This window comes from Nocardia camponoti (assembly GCF_014646135.1).
GTDB classification, from domain to species: Bacteria; Actinomycetota; Actinomycetes; order Mycobacteriales; family Mycobacteriaceae; genus Nocardia; species Nocardia camponoti.
Genome location: NZ_BMMW01000002.1, coordinates 316,016 through 338,023 on the forward strand (window position 1 = coordinate 316,016; position 22,008 = coordinate 338,023).

Sequence of the window (22,008 nt, forward strand, 5' to 3'; positions counted from 1 at the left end):
CCAGCTAATTCACCGCCTCCGCCTCGTGCGATAGCCAGCTTTGCGGCGGCCAGCCATACCGATGCCGTATCGTTAGACGCAAACCTACGGTACCGTAGGTTACTGGTCGGGAGGTTTCGGTGGAGGCAGTACTCGCGGTATCGGAGCTGGTTGGCAAACCGCGTTTTCGCGGGTGGATTCACACCTGGGCGGTGGGGATCGCGGCGATCGCTGTCGCGGTGCTCGTCGCGGTGAGCTTCACGGTTTCGGCGCGCGCCGGGTGGGCGACGCTCGTCTACGGGGTGAGTATCTGCGCGTTGTTCGGCGTCAGCGCGATTTATCACCGCATTACCTGGCAAAGCGTCGCGACGCGCGTGCGGATGAAACGCGCTGACCATTCGATGATCTTCGCCTTCATCGCGGGCAGTTACACGCCGTTCGCGCTACTTGGGCTTCCCGGGAAAACGGGTGTCACGCTGCTGGTTGTCGTGTGGATCGGGGCGCTAGCCGGGATCGCATTGAAGGTGCTGTGGCCGACCGCGCCGCGCTGGGTCGGGGTGCCGCTATATCTGCTGCTCGGGTGGGCGATCGTGCCGGTCGCGGCGTCACTGCTGCACAACGTCGGCGTTGTACCGATGGTGCTGCTCGCCATCGGCGGCGTGATCTACAGCGTCGGGGCCGTCCTCTATGCGACCAAATGGCCGAATCCCTGGACCGACTTCGGGCATCACGAGTTCTTCCACGCCGCCACCGTTGTCGCCGCGCTGTGCCATTACGTCGCGATCTGGCTCGTTGTGCTCGGCTGACCGGCGCGGATCAGCGGAGTTGTCACCGTCGGCTCCTATGCTCGATAACCGTGTTCCCTGTCAGCGTCGACAACCCGCACCTCGCCTTCTGCGGTGAGGCGCGATGACGCGGCTCATGCGCTGGGCGTTGAACTCCTACTTCGGGCTCGCGCTTGTTGTCATCGGCGCGAACGCGGTTGGGCTTCTCGCGATTTTCTTGATCGCGTCGGCGGGCGGGGTGTTCAGTCAGCTCGGTGACAACTGGAACCACGCCGTTAAACTGATGCTGATCTACCCCGCTGTCGCGTTGACCGTCGGGGTCGCGATGGCGATCTACGACCGAAGACGCTATCTGCGCTGGCTCGACGATGGGCGCAAACCAACGCCGGTCGAAGCAACGCGAATGTTGCGGCTGCCTGCGGCGATCACGATACGTGCGGTGTTGCTGTGGATTCCCGGCGTGCTGCTCACCGTCTGGCTGGTCAACCACTACACCGATTACCACCACGTTTGGGTGCTCACCGCTGGCTTCACGCTGGGCGGGCTGGAATCGGCGGCGACAATTTATCTGATCCTCGATCAGCTGGTCCGACCTGCGGTGCCGGTGCTTGTCGGGGTGCTCGGCCCGGTCGTGCATCCCACGTCGACGGTGTTGGTTCGCGTCGTCATGACCTGGGCGGTGTCGGCCGCGCTCCCAGGGTTGATCGTGATCGTCGTGTTGTCGGATGCCTCGATTCCCGCAAGCGACCGGGTTCGCGCCGCACTGCTGTTTTCAGTCATCGCGTTCCTTGTTGGCGCGCTCGCCACCTGGCTGCTCGCGCGGTCGGTCGCGTCGCCGATGCGCGCGATGTATCGGGCACTTGACCGCATTACCGTCGGGGAACTCGACGTGCGCGTGACGGTCGGGAGTACCAGCGAAATCGGTCGGTTGCAGCATTCGGTCAACGAGCTGGCCGCCACGCTGCGCGAGCGGATGCGCACCGAGGATGTGTTCGGCAAGCACGTTGGCTCTGAGGTCGCCGAACGCGCGCTCGCTGGTACGACGGCACTCACCGGCGACGTGCGCGTTGTCTCGGCGCTGTTCGTTGACGTCACGGGCTCGGTCGCGCTGTCGGCGGAGATGGAACCCGAGGAATTCGTGAGCAAGCTGAACCGGCTTCTCGCGATCGTCGTCGAAGCGACTGAAACCAACGGTGGGCTGGTGAACAAGTTCGCTGGCGACGCCGCGCTGTGCATTTTCGGCGCACCGCTGGCACTCGAAGACAACGCGACCCCGGCGCTGCGCGCGGCCCGACAGATTCGCGACGACGTGGTGTCACATGGCGAGCTCGACATCGGCATCGGCGTGGCGCGTGGTCACGTTTTCGCTGGCGACGTCGGTTCGGACACGCGCCTTGAGTTCACCGTGATTGGCGACGCGGTCAACGAGGCAGCGCGACTGACCGCCGTCGCGAAGAAGGTGCCGAGCCGAATCTTGGTGAGCGAGAGCGTTGTTCACGCGGCAGACCCGGAGGAACGCTCGCATTGGGTGCGCTACAAGGACCTGCGCCTGCGCGGTTTGGCTGGCCGGATTCGCACGTGGACAGACAAGCGGAAACCCGCCGAAGGTCATTAAGCCTGCCCTGGCAACAGCGCCGTGCGGCTAAATGGCAAGTGCGGCAGCAAGTTCCGTTGCCGTAGTGACCGGCAGGTCGCATACCGAACCTCGGCACACGTACGCGGCCGGTTGACCGTCGACGGTCGGACGGTCGGCCAGCAGCGGCGCTGAATCGGGGCTGGCGGCCAGGATCAGCGAGCCGCCGGGTGCGGATTCGCGTGCGGCGCTGAGCAATTCGGCTGCCGTGTCCACGTCTTCGGTGGCAATCGCGACCTGGTACGGGCCACGCAACCACGCCTCGCTCACCGCGAGCCAGTGCCCGGCCTGACGCGGCACACGCGCCAACAGCACCGCCGCGCGTGCCAACGTGCGATCGGCAAGATCACGGTAGGCAAGAGCCTTGTCCGGGGCGCTCGCCGCCGCAGCGGTCAACAGCGCCTCCGCGAGCACCGACGCCCCCGACGGCGTTGCCCCGTCGATGGGGTCGCGCGGTCGTGCGACCAACGTTTCCGCGTCGTCGGCCGTGTCGAACCAACTACCGGGCTGGTCGGGGTCGGCGAAGTGCGCGATCGCGGTGTCGAGCAATTCCTGTGCGGCACTGAGCCATTCGCCGTCCCCGGTCGCCTGGTAGACGGCCAGCAATCCGACCGTCAGCCACGCGTAGTCCTCAAGCACGCCCGCGCCGGCCCCGACGACACCGCCGAGCGACGCGCGCCGCAGTCGACCATCGACGACATGCGTGTCGAGTAGGAATCGAGCGGCACGCGCGGCGGCGTCGATCCACGTCGACTCACCAAGTGCCGCACCACTTTCCGCGAGCGCGGTGATCGCCATCCCGTTCCATGCGGTGACGACCTTGTCGTCGCGCGCGGGCTGCGGCCGGTCGGCACGCACCTCAAGCAACCGCGCGCGCAACCGTTCGAACCGTTCGGACTGTTCGACGTCGACGGGGTCGCTGTGTCGAGTGAGCACCGAGGTGCCGTGTTCGAAGTTGCCCTTGGGCGTCACAACGAACGCATCGGCGGCCCACATGCCGTCGAGCGGGCCGAGTTCGTCGACAAGTTGCGGTTGCGTCCACACGTACGTCGCGCCTTCTTCGCTGTGCCCATCGACGACGGTGTCCGCGTCGAGCGCGGACGCGAAAGCGCCTTCGGCAGTGAGCAAGTCGGCAAGGAGGAACTCGACGGTCTCACGCGCGACGCGATGCGGCAGCGACTCAAGCGGGCCGCGCTCGGTTCGGCGCGCGAGGTGCCCGTAGGTGCGCAACAGCAGCGCGTTGTCGTAGAGCATCTTTTCGAAATGCGGGACGAGCCACGTCTGGTCGACGGCGTACCGCGCGAATCCGCCACGCAGTTGGTCGTAGATTCCGCCGCGCGCCATCGCCTCAGCGGTGCGATCGACAACGTCGAAAATCGCCTTGTCGCCAGTGCGTTCCCACTGGCGAAGCAGCCCTTCCAGCAGCGCGGACGGCGGAAACTTCGGTGCGCCACCGAATCCGCCGTTGACGCGGTCCTCATCGCCCGCGATCGACAGCACGGCGGCGTCCAAAAGCTCTGCGGTGAGCGGTAATTCGCCGTCGGGCAGCCCGGTCGACTGCGACCGCAGTGCTTCGGTGACTTGGGCGGCAGCTTGGTCGACGTCAGCGCGTCGCGTGCGCCACGTGTCGCTGATCGCGCTCAACAGCTGCGTAAACGACGGCATTCCGCCGCGCGGTTCCTTCGGGTAGTAGGTGCCGCAGTAGAACGGGGCGCCGTCGGGTGTGAGGAAACATGTCATCGGCCAGCCGCCCTGGCCGGTCATCGCGACGGTGGCGTTCATGTAGACCGCGTCGAGGTCAGGTCGCTCTTCCCGGTCGACCTTCACGCACACGAAGTTGGCGTTCATCTGCTCGGCGGTGGCCGGGTCCTCGAACGATTCGTGCGCCATGACGTGACACCAGTGGCACGACGCGTATCCAACCGACAGCAGAATCGGCACGTCGCGCGCCTCGGCTTCGGCAAGCGCCGCGGGCCCCCACTCCTGCCAGTCAACCGGGTTATCGGCATGTTGACGCAGGTAGGGCGACGTGGCGCTACTCAACTGGTTCACACCTATCAACAGTAGTGCGCCACAACATGACGAGGTGGTGACCCGCAGACCTGCCCACCGCCCTGTGCGCGTTTCGGGCATGGACTTGAGTGAATCACGCATTGGAACGCTCACTCGGGCGCCTTAACGTTGGTCCTGCATCAATCGTTAGAGAAAGTCGGAGGCAAACCGGTGACTGTTCAGATCGGCGTATTTCTTCCCACATCCGGGCCGGATGTCGCTATGTCGGGAGCCGGTGACGTGCGGGCGAGCGCACGGGCAGCCGAAAGCTATGGGCTCGAATCTGTTTGGGCCACCGACCATCTCATCGCGAGCCAGCCCATGCTCGACAGCACGATCGCGCTCGCTACCGCCGCGGCGGTGACCGACCAGCTACGCGTCGGATTTGGCGCGATGCTGCTTGCACTGCGGCCGGTCGCGTGGGCTGCCAAGGAAATCGGCACCCTGCAACAGCTGTCGGGCGGGCGAGTGCTGCTGGGCGTAGGCACCGGCAACCCTGCCCACGGCGACATCGGCTGGCGGGCCGCGGGCGTGCCATTCGCGGAGCGCGGGGCTCGCACCGATCGCTCGCTAGCCGTTTTGCCGGACCTGGTCGCTGGGAAGCCGACGACACTGGAAGATGGCCTTGAAGTGGCCCTGACACCGGGCGCGCCGGTTCCGCCCATTCTGATCGCGGGCAACAGTGCTCGGGCACGGCGGCGAGCTGCCGCCTACGGCGACGCGTGGATGCCGATCAACCCGGGCATCGACAAGCTGCCCACCCTGGTTGGCGAGTTGCGCGACCTTGCCGAGCAGCACAACCGGCCGACGCCCGCGATCACCGTCGTCGCACCGGCGTTGTCCACCGATCCCCGACTGGCCGCCGATGAGCTAGCCGCGTACGAGGCTGCCGGGGTTGAGCGGGTTGTCCTTGCCCCGACAGGCCCGGATTGGCAGCGCGACTACGCGTTCGCCGCCGAAGTCCGCACCGCTTACGCGGCCTAATACCACCTACCGCAGAACGGATTCCGCCGTGCGTTTCCGCACCCATGCCATTGCCAGCCTGTTGTCCGCGCTCGCGCTGGTTGCCCTGCTCATGCTGCCGACAACCGGGGCGACCGCCGACACGCCGCCGGCCCCACCCGGGTGGTCCGCCGCCTGGGCGACCTCGCTATACCGAGCGGACAAGTTCCCGGCCCCGAACTGGTCAGACGGTGGCTTCTCGAATCACACACTGCGCCAAGTGGTTCGCGTGACGGAAGGCGGTGTCGCTGCCCGGATTCAGCTGTCCAATCGTCATGGCACCGCACCGCTGCGGATCACCGGCGCGAGCATTGCCCGCAGCGCGTCCGACGCCGCGATTGTGCCGAACACTTTGCGTCCGTTGACCTTCGGCAACGCCGGGTCCGTTGACATCCAACCGGGCACCGATCTGCTGACCGACCCGATCCTGTTTCCGCTCGCGCCGTTTGATGCGCTGACCGTCAGCCTCCACATCGCCGAGGCGACGGGACCGGCCACCCAGCACTCCCAGGCCATCGAAACCTCCTACCGTGCCGTCGGCGACCACCGCGACAACACCGATGGTGCGGCCTTCACCGAGACCACCCAGGCCTGGTACTACCTCTCCCGGGTCGAAGTCGCCGGTGTGGCGCCGCGAACCTCTGGAATCGTCACGTTCGGCGACTCGATCACCGACGGGGTCGGGTCGACCGCCGACACCAACCACCGCTTTCCTGATGAACTCGCCGAACTCCTTGCCGCACAAGGCAATCCACGGGCGGTGGTGAACCTGGGCATTGGTGGCAATCGGGTCAACGTTGATTCCAGTTGGCTTGGGGAAAGCGCGCGGCGGCGATTCGCTCAGGACGTGCTGACCCAGCCGGGCATCTCCACCGTCATCATCCTCGAAGGCATCAACGACATTGGACTCAGCGCCGGTGCACCCGAGGTCGGCGAGCCGCCCGCTCCCGTATCGGCCGACGAACTGATCGCTGGCCACCGCGACCTCATCGCCCAGGCCCGCTCACGAGGCCTACGTGTGATCGGCGCGACGCTGCTGCCCATGCAGGGCTCGCCGTACTACTCGGCCGAGGCCGAAGCCAAGCGCCAAAGTGTGAATCACTGGATCCGCACCTCCGGCGAATATGACGCGGTCATCGACTTCGACACCGCACTGGCCGATCCGGACGCCCCGCAACGACTGGCGGCAGCCTTCGACTCCGGCGATCACCTGCACCCCAGCGACGCCGGTTACACCGCGATGGCGCATGCGGCAGCCGCCGTCAAATAGAGCCTGGCCCTTCCAAGTCCGCTCCAAGTTCGTTCCAAAACTCGGGGCGCACTGTTGACCACATCAGAGAGCAAAGCTAACGGAGGAACGAACGATGAGTAACGACAACACTTTCCGCGCGGCAGTTGTCCGTAACCCGAGCGGACCCGATTCGATCGAGATCATCGAGCTGCCGGTCGTCGAGCCCGGGCCCGGCGAGGTTCGGGTCGCTGTCGCCGCCGCGCCGGTCAACCCCACCGATCTCGGCGTAGTCAGCGGGTTCTTCCACCAGATGGGCATGATCAACCAGCCGTCGCACACCGGTATCGGCTGGGACTTCGCGGGCGTCGTTGACGCGGCGGGTCCGGGCGTTGAACTGGCTGTGGGAACCCGGGTTGCGGGCGTGGTCCTCGGTTTCGACCGCGACTTCGGCACCTACGCCGAACAACTCGTCGTGCCCGCTGCCGACGTCGCCGTTGTCCCTGACGAACTCGATCTGGTCGCGGCGTCGACGGTGCCGCTCAGCGGATTGAGCGCGGCACAGATCGTCGATCTGCTCGGTGACGCGCCCGCCGACGGCAACCGCCTGCTGGTGACGGGTGCCGCCGGCGCGATCGGCGCGAACGTGGTTGCGCTGGCAGCCGACCGTGGCTGGCAGGTCACCGGACTCGCTCGCGCCGAAGACGAACCGTTCGTGCGTGGCCTCGGTGCCGACTTCCGCACCGAAGCCGAGTCCGGTTGGGATGCCGTAGTCGACACCACATCGCAGCAGGCGTGGAGTTTGACCCCGGTACGCGACGGCGGAACCTTCGTCGGCGTTCGACCCAACCTGACGCCCGAGCCTGAGCGCGGAATCACGGTAAACACGCTGATGGTGCAAGCGAACAGCGCGCGGCTCGCCGAGCTGCTCACCTGGGCGGCAGCCGGTCGGCTGCCTGCCCGCGTGCATGCGGTGTTGCCGCTGACCGAGGCAGCCCAAGCCCACGTGGCAACGGCGAAAGGCGGGACGCGCGGCCGCTACGTGCTCAAACCATGAGCGATGGTCCTACTGAGCGCGCGTGATCCACTCGATCAGGTCGGTTTCGGTTTCCTCGCGGTTGGTTTCGTTGAGGACCTCGTGGCGCGCGCCCTCGTACGTGCGGTACGTGATGTCGGTCAGGCCCGCCTCGCGGTAGCGAGCGACCAGTTCGTCCGACAATCGCAGCCCGTCGTTGAGGGCGCACTGGTCGCCGACCATCACGTACAGCGGCAGGTCGTGGCGTACGGTCGTCGGTTTCGCTAAGCGCTCGGCTGCCGTTGCCGCGAGCAAGCCCATGTTCGCGTCGTCGATCGCGAAGCCGCACCACGGGTCGGCTAGGTAGGCGTCGACCTGGGCTTCGTCGCGGCTGATCCAGTCGGCGTCAGTGCGCGTTGGCTGGAAGCGGGCGTTGAAGAAGTCAAGCAGGTCGCCGTCGAATGCGGCGATGAGCCCGAAAAGCTGGTCGACAGCGGTGGTTCCGCACAGCACCGCCGCGTCAACGAGGTCGGAATGATCGAGCAGATACTGCTGCACGGCGAACGAGCCGAGGCTGTGGCCCATCAGCACGACCGGCAGCTCAGAGTGCTTGTCGCGCAACAGCTTTGTGAGGGCAACCTCGTCCTCAACAAGCAGGTTCCAGCCGTTTTCGCCAAGCTCACCCGGCGTCCCGACGATGCTGTGGCCGTGTCCGCGATGGTCGTCGGCGTAGACGGCGTAACCAAGCTCAGCGAGGCGCGCGGCGAGATGACCGTAGCGCTGCGCGTGCTCGCCCATGCCGTGCGCGAGCTGAACAACGCCAATCGGCTCGCCCGCGGGCAGCCACTCGTGCACATGGATGACGGTGCCATCACTGCTGGTGAAGGTAAACATCGGTTGATGATCGCACCCCTGTGACGCAGATCCCATTGGCGCGCACGCAACATCATGTCGGCGCGGTTTGTTCTCGGAAACGAACCGGCCATGCGCGCGAAAGAGGATAGTGACCTGTATCACCATTTGCTGATGCGAGGAGCGAGTCACTCATGATCTACGCCAAGCCGGGTGCCGAGGGCAGCATCGTCAGTTACGCACCGCGATACGACAATTTCATCGACGGCAAATGGGTGCCGCCGGTGGAGGGTCAGTATTTCGGCAACCCCTCGCCGGTTGACGGGCAAGTGTTCTGCGAGATCGCGCGCTCGACGGCCGCCGATGTGGAACTGGCGCTCGACGCCGCCCACCGCGCCGCCGACGCGTGGGGCGCGACGTCACCAACCGAGCGTGCCAACATTCTCAACCGCATCGCCGACCGCATCGAAGCCAATCTCGAACCGCTCGCCGTCGCCGAGACCTGGGACAACGGCAAACCGGTACGCGAAACGATCGCCGCCGACCTGCCGCTGGCCATCGACCACTTCCGCTACTTCGCCGGTGTCCTGCGCGCCCAGGAGGGCGGGATCAGCCAGCTCGACGGTGACACCGTCGCGTACCACTTCCACGAACCGCTTGGCGTTGTCGCCCAGATCATTCCGTGGAACTTCCCGATCTTGATGGCAACGTGGAAGCTCGCGCCCGCGCTCGCGGCAGGCAACGCGGTTGTGCTCAAGCCCGCCGAGCAGACGCCCGCGTCGATCATGAAAGTCATTGAGCTGATCGCGGATCTGCTGCCACCCGGCGTGCTGAACGTGATCAACGGTTTTGGCGCCGAAGCTGGCAAGCCGCTCGCGTCGAGTCCGCGCGTCGCGAAGGTGGCGTTTACAGGCGAAACGACGACGGGTCGCCTGATCATGCAGTACGCGAGCGAGAACATCGTGCCGGTCACCCTCGAATTGGGCGGCAAGAGCCCCAACATCTTCCTGTCCGACGTGATGGCGGCCGATGACGACTTCTTGGACAAGGCAATTGAAGGCTTTGTCATGTTCGCGCTCAACCAGGGCGAGGTGTGCACCTGTCCGTCGCGCGCGCTGATTCAAGCTGACATCTACGACGAATTCATGGCGCGCTGCCTCGAACGCACCCGCGCGATCGTGAGCGGCAACCCGCTCGACGAGGCGACGATGATCGGCGCGCAGGCCAGTAACGACCAGTTCGAGAAGATCCTTTCCTACATCGACATTGGGAAAAAGGAAGGGGCGCAAGTACTTACGGGCGGCGGCGTGCGCGCGGTCGACGACCTCGCTGACGGCTACTACGTCGAGCCGACGATCTTCCAAGGCACCAACGACATGCGGATTTTCCAGGAAGAGATTTTCGGCCCTGTCGTCGCGGTCACCACGTTCGACACCGTTGACCAGGCACTCGAACTCGCCAACGACACGCTCTACGGCCTCGGCGCTGGTGTCTGGACCCGCGACATCAACGCCGCCTACCGCCTCGGTCGCGGCATCAAGGCTGGCCGCGTGTGGACCAACTGCTACCACGCCTACCCGGCGCACGCGGCGTTCGGCGGCTACAAGAAGTCGGGCATCGGGCGCGAAAACCACAAGATGATGCTTGAGCATTACCAGCAGACGAAGAACCTGCTTGTCAGCTACTCACCGAACAAGCTCGGCTTCTTCTGATGGTTGAACGGGTCGAACTCACCGAGGCCGCCGAAGCGCTCTTGCGCGAGCTGGTCGCCCAACACGGCCCGGTGATGTTCCATCAGTCCGGCGGGTGCTGCGACGGCAGTTCGCCAATGTGCTACTCGCGCGGCGAGTTTCGCGTTGGTCGCGCTGATGTGCTGCTTGGCACCTTGTCGGGCGACACCCCGTTTTGGATGAGTGCCGACCAGTTCGAGTACTGGAAACACACGCATCTGACGGTGGACGTGGTGGCAGGTCGCGGCGGGGGCTTCTCGTTGGAAGTCCCGCGCGGCGTGCGCTTCCTGATCCGCTCACGCCTATTCACCGACCGCGAGGTTGAGGAACTAGCTGCCCACCCACCCATCACGGGCGACTCGGTAGCCCAGTAGTTTCCCCGGTGCTTAGCACCAATCCACTCAGCGTTACAAATATGTGCGACATGTAACCGAACATGACCTCACGGACCCCTGCGCGTAACAGTGAACCCGCATTGTCACTTCATCAGGAAATGCCAGACCCATGAGAAGAGTGACCGCGATGAGCACCGAAGTATCACCTCCACCCGGCAACGACGAATACCTCGCTAAACGGACCCTGAGGTCCGGGTCGGCTGGCTGGGTGCTGCTCGCGGGCCTGGGCGTGAGCTACGTGATCTCCGGCGACTTCTCCGGCTGGAACTTCGGTCTTGCCGAAGGCGGGTTTGGCGGACTGCTGATCGCGAGCGTCGTCGTCGCGGCCATGTACCTCGCGATGGTGCTCGGCATGGCCGAACTGTCGTCGGCATTGCCCACCGCGGGCGGCGGCTACACCTTCGCGCGCCGCGCGCTCGGACCGTTGGGTGGATTCGCAACGGGCACAGCCATTCTCATCGAATACGCCATCGCGCCCGCCGCGATCGCCACGTTTATCGGCGCCTACGTCGAATCGCTGAACCTATTCGGCATCACCGACGGCTGGTGGGTGTATCTGGCCGTGTACGCGCTGTTCATCGGCGTACACCTCGCGGGCGCGGGCGAAGCACTCAAGGCGATGTTCGTAATCACCGCGATCGCGCTCGTCGGCCTGCTCATCTTCGCGGTCGCCGCGCTCGGCAAGTTCGACGTCAGCAACCTCACTAACATCGCCCCCACCGACGCCGCAGGCGCTTCGAGCTTCCTCCCCTTCGGCTACCTGGGCATTTGGGCTGCGATTCCGTTCGCGATCTGGTTCTTCCTCGCGGTTGAGGGCGTGCCGCTCGCCGCCGAGGAAGCGAGCGAGCCCGAGAAGAATGTGCCCAAAGGCATCATTGTCGCGATGCTGCTGCTGATCGTCACCGGCGCGGTTGTGCTGTTCCTCGTCACCGGCGCGCTTGGTGCGGACGCGGCGTCATCGTCGGGCAACCCGCTCGTCGAAGCGCTCGGCGACAGCGGCGCGGCGAAGGTCGTCAACTACATCGGGCTCGCCGGACTGGTCGCGAGCTTCTTCTCCATCGTTTACGCATACTCGCGCCAGACCTTCGCCCTCTCGCGCGCGGGCTACCTGCCGACGAGCCTTTCGGTCACCAACTCGCGCAAGGCCCCGATGCTCGCGTTGATCGTTCCTGGCGTGATCGGTTTCGGGCTCTCGCTCACCGGCGAAGGCGCGATGCTGCTGAACATGGCCGTGTTCGGCGCGGCAGTGAGCTACGTCTTGATGATGGTCAGCCACATCGTGTTGCGCGTGCGTGAGCCCGGCATGGCTCGCCCGTACCGCACGCCCGGCGGCATCGTCACGACCGGATTCGCGCTGGTCATCGCCGCGATTTCGGTGGTCGCGACGTTCATCGTCGACCCGAAGGCCGCACTCTGGACGCTAGGCGTGTTCTGCGCCTTCCTCGCCTACTTCGGTCTTTACAGTCGCAAGCATTTGGTTGCGAACTCGCCCGATGAGGAGTTCGCCGCACTTGCCAAAGCGGAAAAGGAGCTCGAATGACGGTGTATCGCAGCACTATTGGTGCGACGGCGTATACGTTCGACGGGCTTGTCGAGCTGATGGCCAAGGCGACGCCGCTGCGGTCGGGCGACGAGCTCGCCGGGTGTGCGGCGGCCACCGACGCTGAGCGTGCCGCCGCACAGTGGGCGCTCGCCGAGGTGCCGTTGGCGCGGTTTCTCACCGAAGTTGTGGTGCCCTACGAATCTGACGAGGTCACGCGGCTGATTGTCGACAGCCATGATCCTGCCGCGTTCGCGCCCGTCGCGAGCCTCACCGTCGGCGACTTCCGCGACTGGCTACTCACCGTCGCGAGCGGCCCGGACGCTGCCGGCACCTTCGCCGCGCTCGCGCCCGGACTCACCCCGGAGATGGTCGCCGCGGTCAGCAAGATCATGCGCAATCAGGACCTGATCGCCGTCGCCGCCGCGATCGAGGTCACGTCCGCATTCCGCACGACGATCGGGCTACCCGGTCGACTGAGCACGCGCCTGCAACCGAACCACCCAACCGACGACCCGCGCGGCATCGCGGCGGCCACCCTCGACGGGCTGCTGCTCGGCGCTGGCGACGCCGTGATCGGCATCAACCCGGCAACCGACTCCCCACGAGCGACTGCCGACCTGCTTCACCTGCTCGACGAACTGCGCGTGCGCTTCGACATTCCGACACAGTCGTGCGTGCTGTCCCACATCACGACAACGATCGGACTGATCGAAGCGGGCGCGCCGGTCGACCTGGTTTTCCAGTCGATCGCCGGAACCCAAGCCGCGAATGCTGGCTTCGGCGTTAACCTTTCGCTACTGAATGAAGGAAACGAGGCCGGGCGCTCGCTCAAGCGCGGAACCGTCGGCGACAACGTGATGTACTTCGAAACCGGACAGGGCTCGGCGTTGAGCGCGAACGCGCACTGGGGGGTCGGCGGGAAACCGGTCGACCAACAGACGCTCGAAACGCGCGCGTATGCCGTTGCGCGGCAATTCAATCCGTTGCTGGTTAATACGGTCGTTGGGTTTATCGGCCCCGAATACCTCTACGACGGCAAGCAGATCATTCGCGCTGGCCTCGAAGACCACTTCTGCGGGAAGCTGCTCGGCCTGCCGATGGGCGTCGACGTGTGCTACACCAACCACGCCGAGGCTGACGCCGACGACATGGACACGCTCCTCACACTGCTTGGCGTCGCCGGATGCGCGTTCGTGATCACGGTGCCGGGTGCAGACGACGTGATGCTCGGCTACCAAAGCCTGTCCTTCCACGACGCCCTGTATGCGCGAAAGCTGTTGGGACGCAAGCCAGCACCCGAGTTCGAGGCGTGGCTCGACGGACTCGGCATGCTTGAGTCCGATGGTCGGCTGCGTCAGGTCGCCGCACCGCAGTCCCCGTTGCGCGCGCTCGCCGGGCCGCGATGAGCGCCGCCTCGCCCAAGCGCGCGTCGGGGTCACGTGGCCCCACACGCGTGTCGTCGTTGGTCCGGCGAGTAGCCAGCGCCACGCTCCAATTCGATTGCCCAACAGCCATAGTCATCCTTGACACCCGTACGCCAGGAGGGACGCGATGACCCAGCCGAAGCCCGTCGAGCCGGGCCAGCCGCTCGACTTCTGGCAGGACCTGCGCCGCACCACCCAGGCCCGCATCGGCCTCGGCCGTGTCGGCGACGCGCTGCCGACCGGCGAGGTGCTCGCCCAACGCGCCGCGCACGCCGCCGCACGCGACGCGGTGCATCTGCCCCTCGACACCGCCGCACTGATCGACGAACTCACCCGACGCGGCTACGCCAAGCCGGTCACGGTCACGGTCACGAGCAAGGCGACGTCGCGGGCCGAGTACCTGCGCCGCCCCGACCTCGGTCGCGAACCAGCCGACCTGTCGGGCATCGAGAAGGCAAGCGCCGACATCGGTTTCGTGCTCGCCGACGGACTCTCCCCGTTCGCGCTCGCGACGCACGGTCCCGACCTGCTCGACGCGCTCACGGCGGCGCTCGCCCCGACCTTCACACTCGCTCCCTCGGTCATCGCGACCCAGGCACGCGTGGCGCTCGGCGACCACATCGCCGACGCGATGGGCGTCGAGACGGTGCTCGTGATCATCGGCGAACGCCCCGGCCTCTCGGTCGCCGACAGCCTCGGCATCTATCTGACCCACCTCCCGCGCCCCGGCCGCACCGACGCCGACCGCAACTGCGTCTCCAACATCCGCCCGCCCGGCGGCCTTGGCTACGCCGATGCGGCGAAAGTCGTCGCCGGTCTCGTCGCCGGTGCGCGGGCACTTGGCCGGTCGGGCGTCGAATTGAAAGACACGTCGCGAACCGAAATCGCACCACCATAGGGCCGACAATTGAGACGACGCGCACAAATCCGGCGGTGCATTTCACCGCGAACACGTGCGCGTCGCTCCCTAAAGTAAGACCATGATCCACACCGCCGCTCTCGCCCACATCCGCGACCGCAGGCTCATTCAGACCCGCCCAGAAGGCAAAGACGTGTTCTACATGGCTGGCGGCAAGATCGATCCGGGCGAAACCCCATTGCAGGCATTGCATCGCGAAATCGAGGAAGAACTCGGTGTCGGCCTAGCTGACGTCGCCGAATTCGGGATTTTCGAAGCCGAAGCGTACGGCCACGGCAAAAACACCGGCCTGCACATGACCTGTTTTCGCGCCGACCTCACCGGTGAACCGACAGCCACGGGCGAAATCGCCGAATTCCGCTATTTCACCGTCAGCGAGTACGCCGCCATGGACCACGTGGCACCCGGTTCGATGATGGTGTTCCGACGACTCGCCGAACTCGACCTGATCGACTGGTAGGTCGCCTGAAACACCGCACCCACCTGCGACGACATAGCAGGTGTGACACTCGCCGAACCCGCAATGACTTCCGCTGAACGCCGCGCAGCCGTACGCACCCTCGTCGCGCTGTTCGGATTGATGAATTCGGTGATCGAACACAATGCGAGTGGGTCGTCGCGGTCGGTCGCCGAACACGCGGTCGCCGCACGCGACCTGGTCGGCGAACTTGTCACCGACCTGCTGCGACCCGATCGCGTAGGAAGTTAAGCCGACTTCGCTGGTGGATCGGTCTCGTCCAGCGTGACCGCGCCCGGATCAGTTCCCTCGTCAGCCGCCTGATCCGCTTCCGGATGCGCCGGTTCGAACGATTCGGGCAGGTTCTTCAGGTGCTTGTTCATCGAGATCACCAGCAGCACCGTGCCCGCGAGCAAGATCAGCACGAGCAACAGACCGAACGGCGACGCCTTGCCGAATTCCGGGCCGGTGGGCGTGCCGCCGGTCTGGGCGAGCAGTTCGATAATCACCGCTTATCGCTTTCGATACCCGCGAACAGGTCGGTCTCGGGGACAGCGGTGGACACCCGCGTCTTAGCCAATTCGAACTCCTCAGTCGGCCAAAGCCGTTGTTGCAGCTCCAACGGGATCGCGAAGAACGCGCCGTTGGGATCGATCTGGGTGGCGTGCGCGCGCAGGGCGTCGTCACGCTGGGGGAAATATTTCGACGCTTCGACCTGGGTGGTGACGCGATGCCACGCGTCGCCGCGCTTGTATTCGCGCATCCGGTCGAGCCATTCTTGCAGCGGGAACGGTTCGCCGATGCGCGCGTATTCGTCGGCGAAGGTCTCTAGGCGCTTGAGCGAGAAACCGTGGTCGTAGTAAATCTTCGACACCGTCCACGGCGGGCCAGCGTCGGGGAACGCGTCCGGGTCGCCAGCCGCTTCGAACGCGGCCATCGACACCTCGTGGCAGCGGATGTGGTCGGGGTGCGGGTAGCCACCGTTTTCGTCGTAGGTGGTCATGACCTGCGGTTTGAACTCGCGGATCACCTTGACCAGCGCTTCGACTGCCTCTTCGAGCGGGACAAGCGCGAAGCACCCTTCCGGCAGCGGCGGCAGCGGATCGCCTTCGGGCAGGCCCGAGTCGATGAAGCCGAGCCAATGCTGACGCACCCCGAGCGCTGCTGCGGCGGCGGCCATTTCCTCGCGGCGAACGTCCTGAATCCGGTCGGCGATGCCGGGAATGTCCATCGCGGGGTTCAAAATGCTGCCGCGTTCACCGCCGGTCAGCGTGACAACGAGGACATCGACGCCCTCATCGGCGTAACGGGCCATGGTGGCCGCGCCCTTGCTCGACTCGTCATCGGGGTGGGCGTGCACCGCCATGAGGCGCAGGCCGCTTGCATCCATCACGTTCCCTATAGTTCCATCCGACCCCCAGTTTGTTCCGACCACCCCCGTGAGCGAGACACCGATGACCACCCCCGAACCGGACGCAACCACCGCCCAAGCGCGACACGCCGACCGATACGGCACGCGTACACCGGTGCGTCGGCGGACAACGGCGGTTTTGGTCGGTGCGGCGGTACTCGCGGCGGGCGCGGGTGTCGCGTTTCTCGGCTACCAAAAATACGGGCCGAAGTCGATCGAGACCGAACAGCTCGGCTACACCGTCGTCGACGATTCGACCATCGCCATCAAGATGAAGGTCACGCGCGATCATCCCGAACAGGCGGTTGTGTGCTTCGTTCGCGCGATGGACGCCGATGCCGTCGAAGTCGGCAGGCGCGAGGTGCTCATCTCCGGCGGCAACGCGGGTACGGTGCAGGTAGACACCATCGTCAAGGCATCGTCTAGGCCAGCGGCAGGCGATATCTACGGCTGCTCCGCACACGTCCCCGACTACCTGCGAACCAGCCCCGCCTAGCCTGACCTGCATTTTTGCTAGACATGCTAAAATGGCCTCAAACACGGTTCCGGGGTTCGGAGCCGTGTTTGCTGCATTGACGGCCAGCGATGTCGACTTTCGTCGACTGTTTATGGGTTCACCCCCCTAGCGCATCGTTGGCGGTCTTGGGCGTGCGCGCATACCGGTGCTCTTCGCACTTCGCGAGCGCGTCTCCGCAATCCCGGCGCGCCGGGAACAACTACTAGGGAGTGATCGAGATGACCGAGAATGTGACCTGGCTTACCCAGGAGTCGCACGACAGGCTCAAGGGCGAGCTCGACGCGCTCATCGCCAATCGTCCGGTCATTGCCGCCGAGATCAACGAGCGTCGCGAAGAGGGCGACCTCAAGGAAAACGGTGGCTACCACGCCGCGCGTGAAGAGCAGGGTCAGCAGGAAGCGCGTATTCGCCAGCTTCAGGAGCTGCTCAACAACGCCAAGGTTGGCGTCGCGCCGACCAAGTCGGGCGTCGCGCTGCCGGGTTCGGTTGTCACGGTTTACTACGACGGCGACGAAGGCGACACCGAGACCTTCCTCATCGCCACGCGCGAAGAGGGCGTTGTCGGCTCCAACCTGGAGACCTACTCGCCGAACTCCCCGCTCGGTTCCGCGCTGATCGACGCCAAGGTGGGCGAGACCCGGCAGTACCCGCTGCCCAACGGCTCGGTCATGAAGGTCACGCTGGTCAGCGCTGAGCCTTACCACGGCTGAGTTCTCGACTGAGCTCAAACACAAACGGCCGCATCCGAAGCTCGGATGCGGCCGTTGTTTCATCTGCTAGTTTTCCCTGCTCAGATCAGGGCTTGTTCGACGTCGGCCAGCAAGTCGGCGATGTCTTCGATCCCCACTGACAGGCGAACGAGGTCGGCGGGAACTTCCAGTTCCGAACCTTCGGTGCTCGCGTGCGTCATCGCGCCGGGATGTTCGATCAGCGACTCAACGCCACCAAGCGATTCGGCGAGGGTGAAGATCTCGGTGCGCGAGCAGAACTTCAATGCCGCTTCGCGTCCGCCAGCAAGGCGAACCGAGATCATGCCGCCGCCGCGACGCATCTGCTTCTGGGCGACCTCGTAACCGGGGTGGCTCGGCAGGCCGGGGTAGATCACTTCCGAAATCGCCGGATGGCCTTCGAGGAATTCGGCGATCACCTGGGCGTTGTCGCAGTGACGTTCCATCCGGACCGCGAGGGTCTTGATGCCGCGCATGGTCAGGTAGGCGTCGAACGGGCCGGGCACCGCGCCCGCGCCGTTCTGCAAGAAGCCGAAGGCCTTGTCGAGTTCGGCGTCGTTGGTGATCAGCGCGCCGCCGACGACGTCGGAGTGACCGCCGAGGTACTTAGTCGTCGAATGCAGCACGATGTCAGCGCCCAGGGTGAGCGGCTGCTGCAGGTACGGGGTGGCGAAGGTGTTGTCGACAACCAGCTTCGCACCAGCTTCGTGGGCGATCTCGGCAAGCGCGGAGATGTCGCCGATGCTCAGCAGCGGGTTGGTGGGGGTTTCGATCCAGATCAGCTTGGTGTTCGGGCGAATGGCCGCGCGAACCGCGTCGAGGTCGGCGATGTGCGCCGGCGAATGCTCGATGCCCCACTGCGAGAACACCTTGTCGATCAGGCGGAACGTGCCGCCGTAGGCGTCGTCGGGGATCACGAGGTGGTCGCCCGGGCGCAGCAACGCGCGCAACGCACAGTCGGTCGCGGCCATGCCAGAGGCGAAGGCGCGACCGTAGTCGCCCAATTCGAGGGCGGCGAGGTTGGCTTCCAGCGCGGTGCGCGTTGGGTTGCCGGTGCGCGCGTATTCGTAACCGCCGCGCATGCCGCCGACGCCATCTTGGGCGAAGGTCGAGCTCGCGTAGATCGGCACGTTCACCGCGCCGGTCTGAGGATCAGGTTCATATCCGGCGTGGACGGCCCTGGTTGAGAATCCCAGCTCACTCATAATCTCCAGACTAGATGGCCGGTTTCATGTCGCTGCGCAGGGGTATTCGGCATCGTTAGGCTGACCGGCATGTGGAGTGTCGAAGAGTTGTTCGGTATCGATTCGCTGTTGTCGGCAGAAGAACGGGAAATTCGCGATACGGTCGCGCGTTTCGGAGAACGACGGCTGCGCCCGCACATCAGCGAGTGGTTCGAAACTGGCACGTTCCCTGCCCGCGAAATCGCGCCTGAACTGGGCAAACTTGGCCTGCTCGGCATGCACCTCGAAGGATACGGCTGTGCTGGCGCGTCGGCGACGGCCTACGGCCTTGCCTGCCAAGAGCTTGAGGCGATCGACTCCGGCGTGCGCAGCATGGTTTCGGTGCAGGGCTCGCTCGCGATGACCGCGATCTGGCTTTTCGGGTCGGAGGAACAAAAGCAGCAGTACCTGCCGAGGATGGCGGCGGGCGAACTGATCGGCTGTTTCGGGTTGACCGAACCCGACTTCGGCTCCAACCCCGGCGGCATGCGAACGCGGGCCCGTCGCGATGGTGACGACTGGGTGCTCAACGGGTCAAAGATGTGGATTACCAACGGATCTGTGGCCGACGTCGCCGTTGTGTGGGCGTATGCCGACGAGCCAGGCAGCGACAAGCCTCGCGTGCGCGGCTTCGTCGTGCCGACCAACACCCCCGGATTCTCCGCACGCGAGATCGACCGCAAACTGTCGCTGCGCGCATCCATCACGGCCGCACTGGATTTCGATGACGTGCGCCTGCCTGCCGATGCCGTTCTTCCCGAATCACGCGGTCTCAGTTCACCTTTGGCGTGTTTGAGCGAAGCGCGCTTCGGCATCATCTTCGGCGCGCTCGGTGCCGCGCGCGATTGTCTTACGACAACCATCGATTACGTGCGCAGCCGCGAGGTGTTCGACAAGCCGCTTGCCGCATACCAACTCACGCAGGCCAAGCTCGCCGACATGGCACTTGAGCTTGGCAAGGGCCAGTTGCTCGCGATCCAACTTGGCCGCCTCAAGGACCGGCACGAGATCAGCAACGAACAGATCAGCGCGGGGAAGTTAAACAGCACCCGCGAAGCCATCGCTATCGCACGGGAATGCCGAACCCTGTTGGGCGCCAACGGAATTACCCTCGACTACCCGGTGCTGCGACACGCGAACAACCTCGAATCGGTGCTCACCTACGAAGGCACCGCGGAGGTGCATCAGTTGGTCCTCGGCAAGGCGCTCACCGACGCGAACGCCTTCCGCTAACTCAACCGCTGAGCTCGGCCCGTTCACAGACGGGCTGAGCGCGGATGAGTCCGGCCGAAAAACCTAGCGCGAGCATGGACGCGACGACGACGAGCACGGTGAGCGCGATCGGCACGGTGACACTGGCGGAAACACCCATCACCGTGAGGGTCGCGACCCCGCCGCAGCCCCAAAGTAGTGCTGCCGCAAGGCGACCGAACAACGGAGCGAGCGGCGACCGCAACGACCTGACCACTTGATCGTGTGCGAGGAAACCAGCGGCGGCGGGCAACACCGGATTGAGCCCAAGCACGGTAAAAGCAGGCTCGACGACGTTCACTGCGGACCCCTTACGCTCGAAGCGCTGGTTTGCCGAAAGTTGTCTCGACTTCGGTTATACCAGCTCAGACTGCTCCGAGCGCAAGGTTCACGCAACCGCAAGGAAGCGAATTAGCTTCCGGTACTGATGAATCCAAGCAGGTCGTGACGGGTAATCACGCCAACGGGCTTTCCGTCGTCAACCACCATGAGCGCGTCGGTATCCGACAGCGCCTTGGTTGCCGCCGAAAGCGGTTCGCCCGAACCGATCAGCGGGAACGACGGGCTCATGTGCTGAGCGACCGAATCCGTAAGCGCCGCACGGCCTTCGAACACGGCCGAAAGCAGGTCGCGCTCGGTGACGCTGCCCGCGACCTCACCGGCCATGATCGGCGGCTCAGCGCCGACGACGGGCATCTGCGAAACGCCGTACTCGCGCAGAATCTCGATCGCGTCGCGCAGGGTTTCCGACGGGTGAGTGTGGACGAGGTCGGGCAGCTCGCCCGACTTGCCGCGCAGGATGTCGCCGACGAGCGGCTCGGGGCCAGACTCAAGCGGCGAGGTGAGGAAGCCGTAGGAGCTCATCCACTTGTCGTTGAAGATCTTCGACAGGTAGCCGCGACCACCGTCGGGCAGCAACACAACGACGACCGCGTCAGGGTCGCGACGCGCGACCTCAAGGGCGGCGACGACGGCCATGCCGCACGATCCGCCGACGAGCAGGCCCTCTTCACGGGCTAGACGGCGAGTCATTTCGAACGAATCAGCATCCGAAACGGCAATGATCTCGTCGGGGATCGACGCGTCGTAAGCCGACGGCCAGAAGTCCTCGCCGACACCTTCGACCAGGTACGGCCGCCCGGTGCCGCCCGAGTAAACCGAGCCTTCCGGGTCAGCGCCGATGATCTTGACCTTGCCGCCGGAAACTTCCTTGAGGTAGCGGCCGGTGCCGGAGATGGTGCCGCCGGTGCCAACGCCAGCGACGAAGTGGGTGACCTTGCCCTCGGTGTCGCGCCAAATCTCGGGACCGGTGGTCTCGTAGTGGCTGTCGGGGCCGCCGGGGTTCGAGTACTGGTTCGGCTTCCACGCGCCATCAATCTCGCGGACGAGGCGGTCGGAGACGTTGTAGTAGCTGTCGGGGTGCTCCGGCGGGACCGCGGTCGGGCACACGACAACTTCGGCACCGTAGGCGCGCAGCACGTTGCGCTTGTCCTCGCTGACCTTGTCCGGGCACACGAAAACGCAGTTGTAGCCGCGCTGCTGAGCGACGAGCGCGAGGCCGACGCCGGTGTTGCCCGACGTGGGCTCGACGATGGTGCCGCCCGGCTTGAGCAGGCCGTCCTTCTCGGCGGCGTCGATCATCTTGACCGCGATGCGGTCTTTCGAGCTGCCGCCGGGGTTGAGGTATTCGACCTTGGCCGCGACCAAGCCAGCGTTCGGGCCGACGACCGAGTTCAGCCGAACAAGGGGCGTGTTTCCGATCAGGTCGACTACGTGGTCCGCGATGCGCATGCCCTACATCGTCGCAGAACGTTTGCTCGGCAGCACGGCCTGGTCGGTTGATGTGAGCCGTCTCGCCTGCTTT

The 22,008-nt window shown here is 65.3% G+C and carries 22 protein-coding genes; 15 read left to right on the top strand and 7 right to left on the bottom strand.

Annotation, left to right across the window (positions count from 1 at the left end):
- Nucleotides 1–119: 119 nt before the first annotated feature.
- A complete protein-coding gene (gene trhA / locus IEX78_RS09650) occupies nt 120–785 on the top strand; it encodes a PAQR family membrane homeostasis protein TrhA (RefSeq protein WP_188828574.1) in 666 nt (221 codons plus the stop codon).
- Between the two features lie 103 nt (nt 786–888).
- Nucleotides 889–2,379, top strand: coding sequence for an adenylate/guanylate cyclase domain-containing protein (locus IEX78_RS09655; protein ID WP_188828575.1), 1,491 nt, complete (start codon nt 889–891; stop codon nt 2,377–2,379).
- A gap of 27 nt (nt 2,380–2,406) precedes the next feature.
- Here the strand turns inward: IEX78_RS09655 and IEX78_RS09660 are convergent, their stop codons facing one another.
- On the bottom strand, nt 2,407–4,449 hold the full coding sequence (locus IEX78_RS09660; RefSeq protein WP_229683845.1) for a thioredoxin domain-containing protein: 2,043 nt from the start codon (nt 4,447–4,449) through the stop codon (nt 2,407–2,409).
- A gap of 171 nt (nt 4,450–4,620) precedes the next feature.
- Here IEX78_RS09660 and IEX78_RS09665 point away from each other — a divergent pair, with 171 nt between their 5' ends.
- The 3 genes from IEX78_RS09665 (at nt 4,621) to IEX78_RS09675 (ending at nt 7,736) form a co-directional block, all read left to right on the top strand.
- Nucleotides 4,621–5,433 (top strand): LLM class flavin-dependent oxidoreductase, encoded by an 813-nt coding sequence (locus IEX78_RS09665; protein WP_188828576.1) that lies wholly within the window; start codon nt 4,621–4,623, stop codon nt 5,431–5,433.
- A gap of 28 nt (nt 5,434–5,461) precedes the next feature.
- On the top strand, nt 5,462–6,721 hold the full coding sequence (locus IEX78_RS09670) for an SGNH/GDSL hydrolase family protein (protein WP_229683846.1): 1,260 nt from the start codon (nt 5,462–5,464) through the stop codon (nt 6,719–6,721).
- A 94-nt stretch (nt 6,722–6,815) separates the two neighbouring features.
- Nucleotides 6,816–7,736: an NADP-dependent oxidoreductase gene (locus tag IEX78_RS09675; RefSeq protein WP_188828577.1), complete on the top strand. Its 921-nt coding sequence runs from the start codon at nt 6,816–6,818 to the stop codon at nt 7,734–7,736.
- Nucleotides 7,737–7,745: 9 nt separating this feature from the next.
- On the opposite strand, the gene IEX78_RS09680 is transcribed toward IEX78_RS09675, so the two are convergent.
- On the bottom strand, nt 7,746–8,588 hold the full coding sequence (locus IEX78_RS09680) for an alpha/beta fold hydrolase (protein WP_188828578.1): 843 nt from the start codon (nt 8,586–8,588) through the stop codon (nt 7,746–7,748).
- Nucleotides 8,589–8,740: 152 nt separating this feature from the next.
- Here IEX78_RS09680 and adh point away from each other — a divergent pair, with 152 nt between their 5' ends.
- The 7 genes from adh (at nt 8,741) to IEX78_RS09715 (ending at nt 15,266) form a co-directional block, all read left to right on the top strand.
- Nucleotides 8,741–10,258, top strand: coding sequence for an aldehyde dehydrogenase (gene adh / locus IEX78_RS09685; protein ID WP_188828579.1), 1,518 nt, complete (start codon nt 8,741–8,743; stop codon nt 10,256–10,258).
- A complete protein-coding gene (locus IEX78_RS09690) occupies nt 10,258–10,650 on the top strand; it encodes a DUF779 domain-containing protein (protein ID WP_188828580.1) in 393 nt (130 codons plus the stop codon). The genes adh and IEX78_RS09690 overlap by 1 nt, the downstream gene beginning before the upstream one ends.
- Nucleotides 10,651–10,798: 148 nt before the next feature.
- Complete coding sequence (gene eat / locus IEX78_RS09695) at nt 10,799–12,211, top strand: ethanolamine permease (protein WP_188828581.1); 1,413 nt, start codon at nt 10,799–10,801, stop codon at nt 12,209–12,211.
- The gene (locus tag IEX78_RS09700; RefSeq protein ID WP_188828582.1) at nt 12,208–13,620 is read left to right on the top strand and encodes an ethanolamine ammonia-lyase subunit EutB; all 1,413 of its coding nucleotides are present in this window, start codon (nt 12,208–12,210) and stop codon (nt 13,618–13,620) included. Before eat ends, IEX78_RS09700 begins: the two co-directional genes overlap by 4 nt.
- A 145-nt stretch (nt 13,621–13,765) precedes the next feature.
- Nucleotides 13,766–14,536, top strand: coding sequence for an ethanolamine ammonia-lyase subunit EutC (eutC, locus tag IEX78_RS09705; protein ID WP_188828583.1), 771 nt, complete (start codon nt 13,766–13,768; stop codon nt 14,534–14,536).
- Between the two features lie 82 nt (nt 14,537–14,618).
- On the top strand, nt 14,619–15,017 hold the full coding sequence (locus IEX78_RS09710) for an NUDIX hydrolase (protein WP_188828584.1): 399 nt from the start codon (nt 14,619–14,621) through the stop codon (nt 15,015–15,017).
- Between the two features lie 63 nt (nt 15,018–15,080).
- The gene (locus IEX78_RS09715) at nt 15,081–15,266 is read left to right on the top strand and encodes a hypothetical protein (RefSeq protein ID WP_188828585.1); all 186 of its coding nucleotides are present in this window, start codon (nt 15,081–15,083) and stop codon (nt 15,264–15,266) included.
- Here the strand turns inward: IEX78_RS09715 and IEX78_RS09720 are convergent.
- Both IEX78_RS09720 and mca read right to left on the bottom strand, forming a co-directional pair.
- Nucleotides 15,263–15,523, bottom strand: a complete 261-nt coding sequence (locus tag IEX78_RS09720) for a hypothetical protein (protein WP_188828586.1) — start codon at nt 15,521–15,523, stop codon at nt 15,263–15,265. The two genes, IEX78_RS09715 and IEX78_RS09720, sit on opposite strands and share 4 nt — an antisense overlap.
- Complete coding sequence (gene mca, locus IEX78_RS09725; RefSeq protein ID WP_188829493.1) at nt 15,520–16,380, bottom strand: mycothiol conjugate amidase Mca; 861 nt, start codon at nt 16,378–16,380, stop codon at nt 15,520–15,522. The genes IEX78_RS09720 and mca overlap by 4 nt, the downstream gene beginning before the upstream one ends.
- A gap of 88 nt (nt 16,381–16,468) precedes the next feature.
- Here mca and IEX78_RS09730 point away from each other — a divergent pair, with 88 nt between their 5' ends.
- Nucleotides 16,469–16,921, top strand: coding sequence for a DUF4307 domain-containing protein (locus IEX78_RS09730; protein ID WP_188828587.1), 453 nt, complete (start codon nt 16,469–16,471; stop codon nt 16,919–16,921).
- Nucleotides 16,922–17,160: 239 nt separating this feature from the next.
- The gene (gene greA / locus IEX78_RS09735; RefSeq protein WP_188828588.1) at nt 17,161–17,652 is read left to right on the top strand and encodes a transcription elongation factor GreA; all 492 of its coding nucleotides are present in this window, start codon (nt 17,161–17,163) and stop codon (nt 17,650–17,652) included.
- 80 nt (nt 17,653–17,732) lie between these two features.
- Here the strand turns inward: greA and IEX78_RS09740 are convergent, their stop codons facing one another.
- Nucleotides 17,733–18,875: a cystathionine gamma-synthase gene (locus tag IEX78_RS09740; RefSeq protein ID WP_188828589.1), complete on the bottom strand. Its 1,143-nt coding sequence runs from the start codon at nt 18,873–18,875 to the stop codon at nt 17,733–17,735.
- 69 nt (nt 18,876–18,944) lie between these two features.
- Between IEX78_RS09740 and IEX78_RS09745 the strand changes: the two genes are divergently transcribed.
- The gene (locus IEX78_RS09745; protein ID WP_188828590.1) at nt 18,945–20,126 is read left to right on the top strand and encodes an acyl-CoA dehydrogenase family protein; all 1,182 of its coding nucleotides are present in this window, start codon (nt 18,945–18,947) and stop codon (nt 20,124–20,126) included.
- Between the two features lies 1 nt (nt 20,127).
- Here the strand turns inward: IEX78_RS09745 and IEX78_RS09750 are convergent, their stop codons facing one another.
- Both IEX78_RS09750 and IEX78_RS09755 read right to left on the bottom strand, forming a co-directional pair.
- A complete protein-coding gene (locus IEX78_RS09750) occupies nt 20,128–20,445 on the bottom strand; it encodes a hypothetical protein (protein ID WP_188828591.1) in 318 nt (105 codons plus the stop codon).
- A gap of 110 nt (nt 20,446–20,555) precedes the next feature.
- Complete coding sequence (locus IEX78_RS09755) at nt 20,556–21,935, bottom strand: cystathionine beta-synthase (RefSeq protein ID WP_188828592.1); 1,380 nt, start codon at nt 21,933–21,935, stop codon at nt 20,556–20,558.
- Nucleotides 21,936–22,008: the final 73 nt, after the last annotated feature.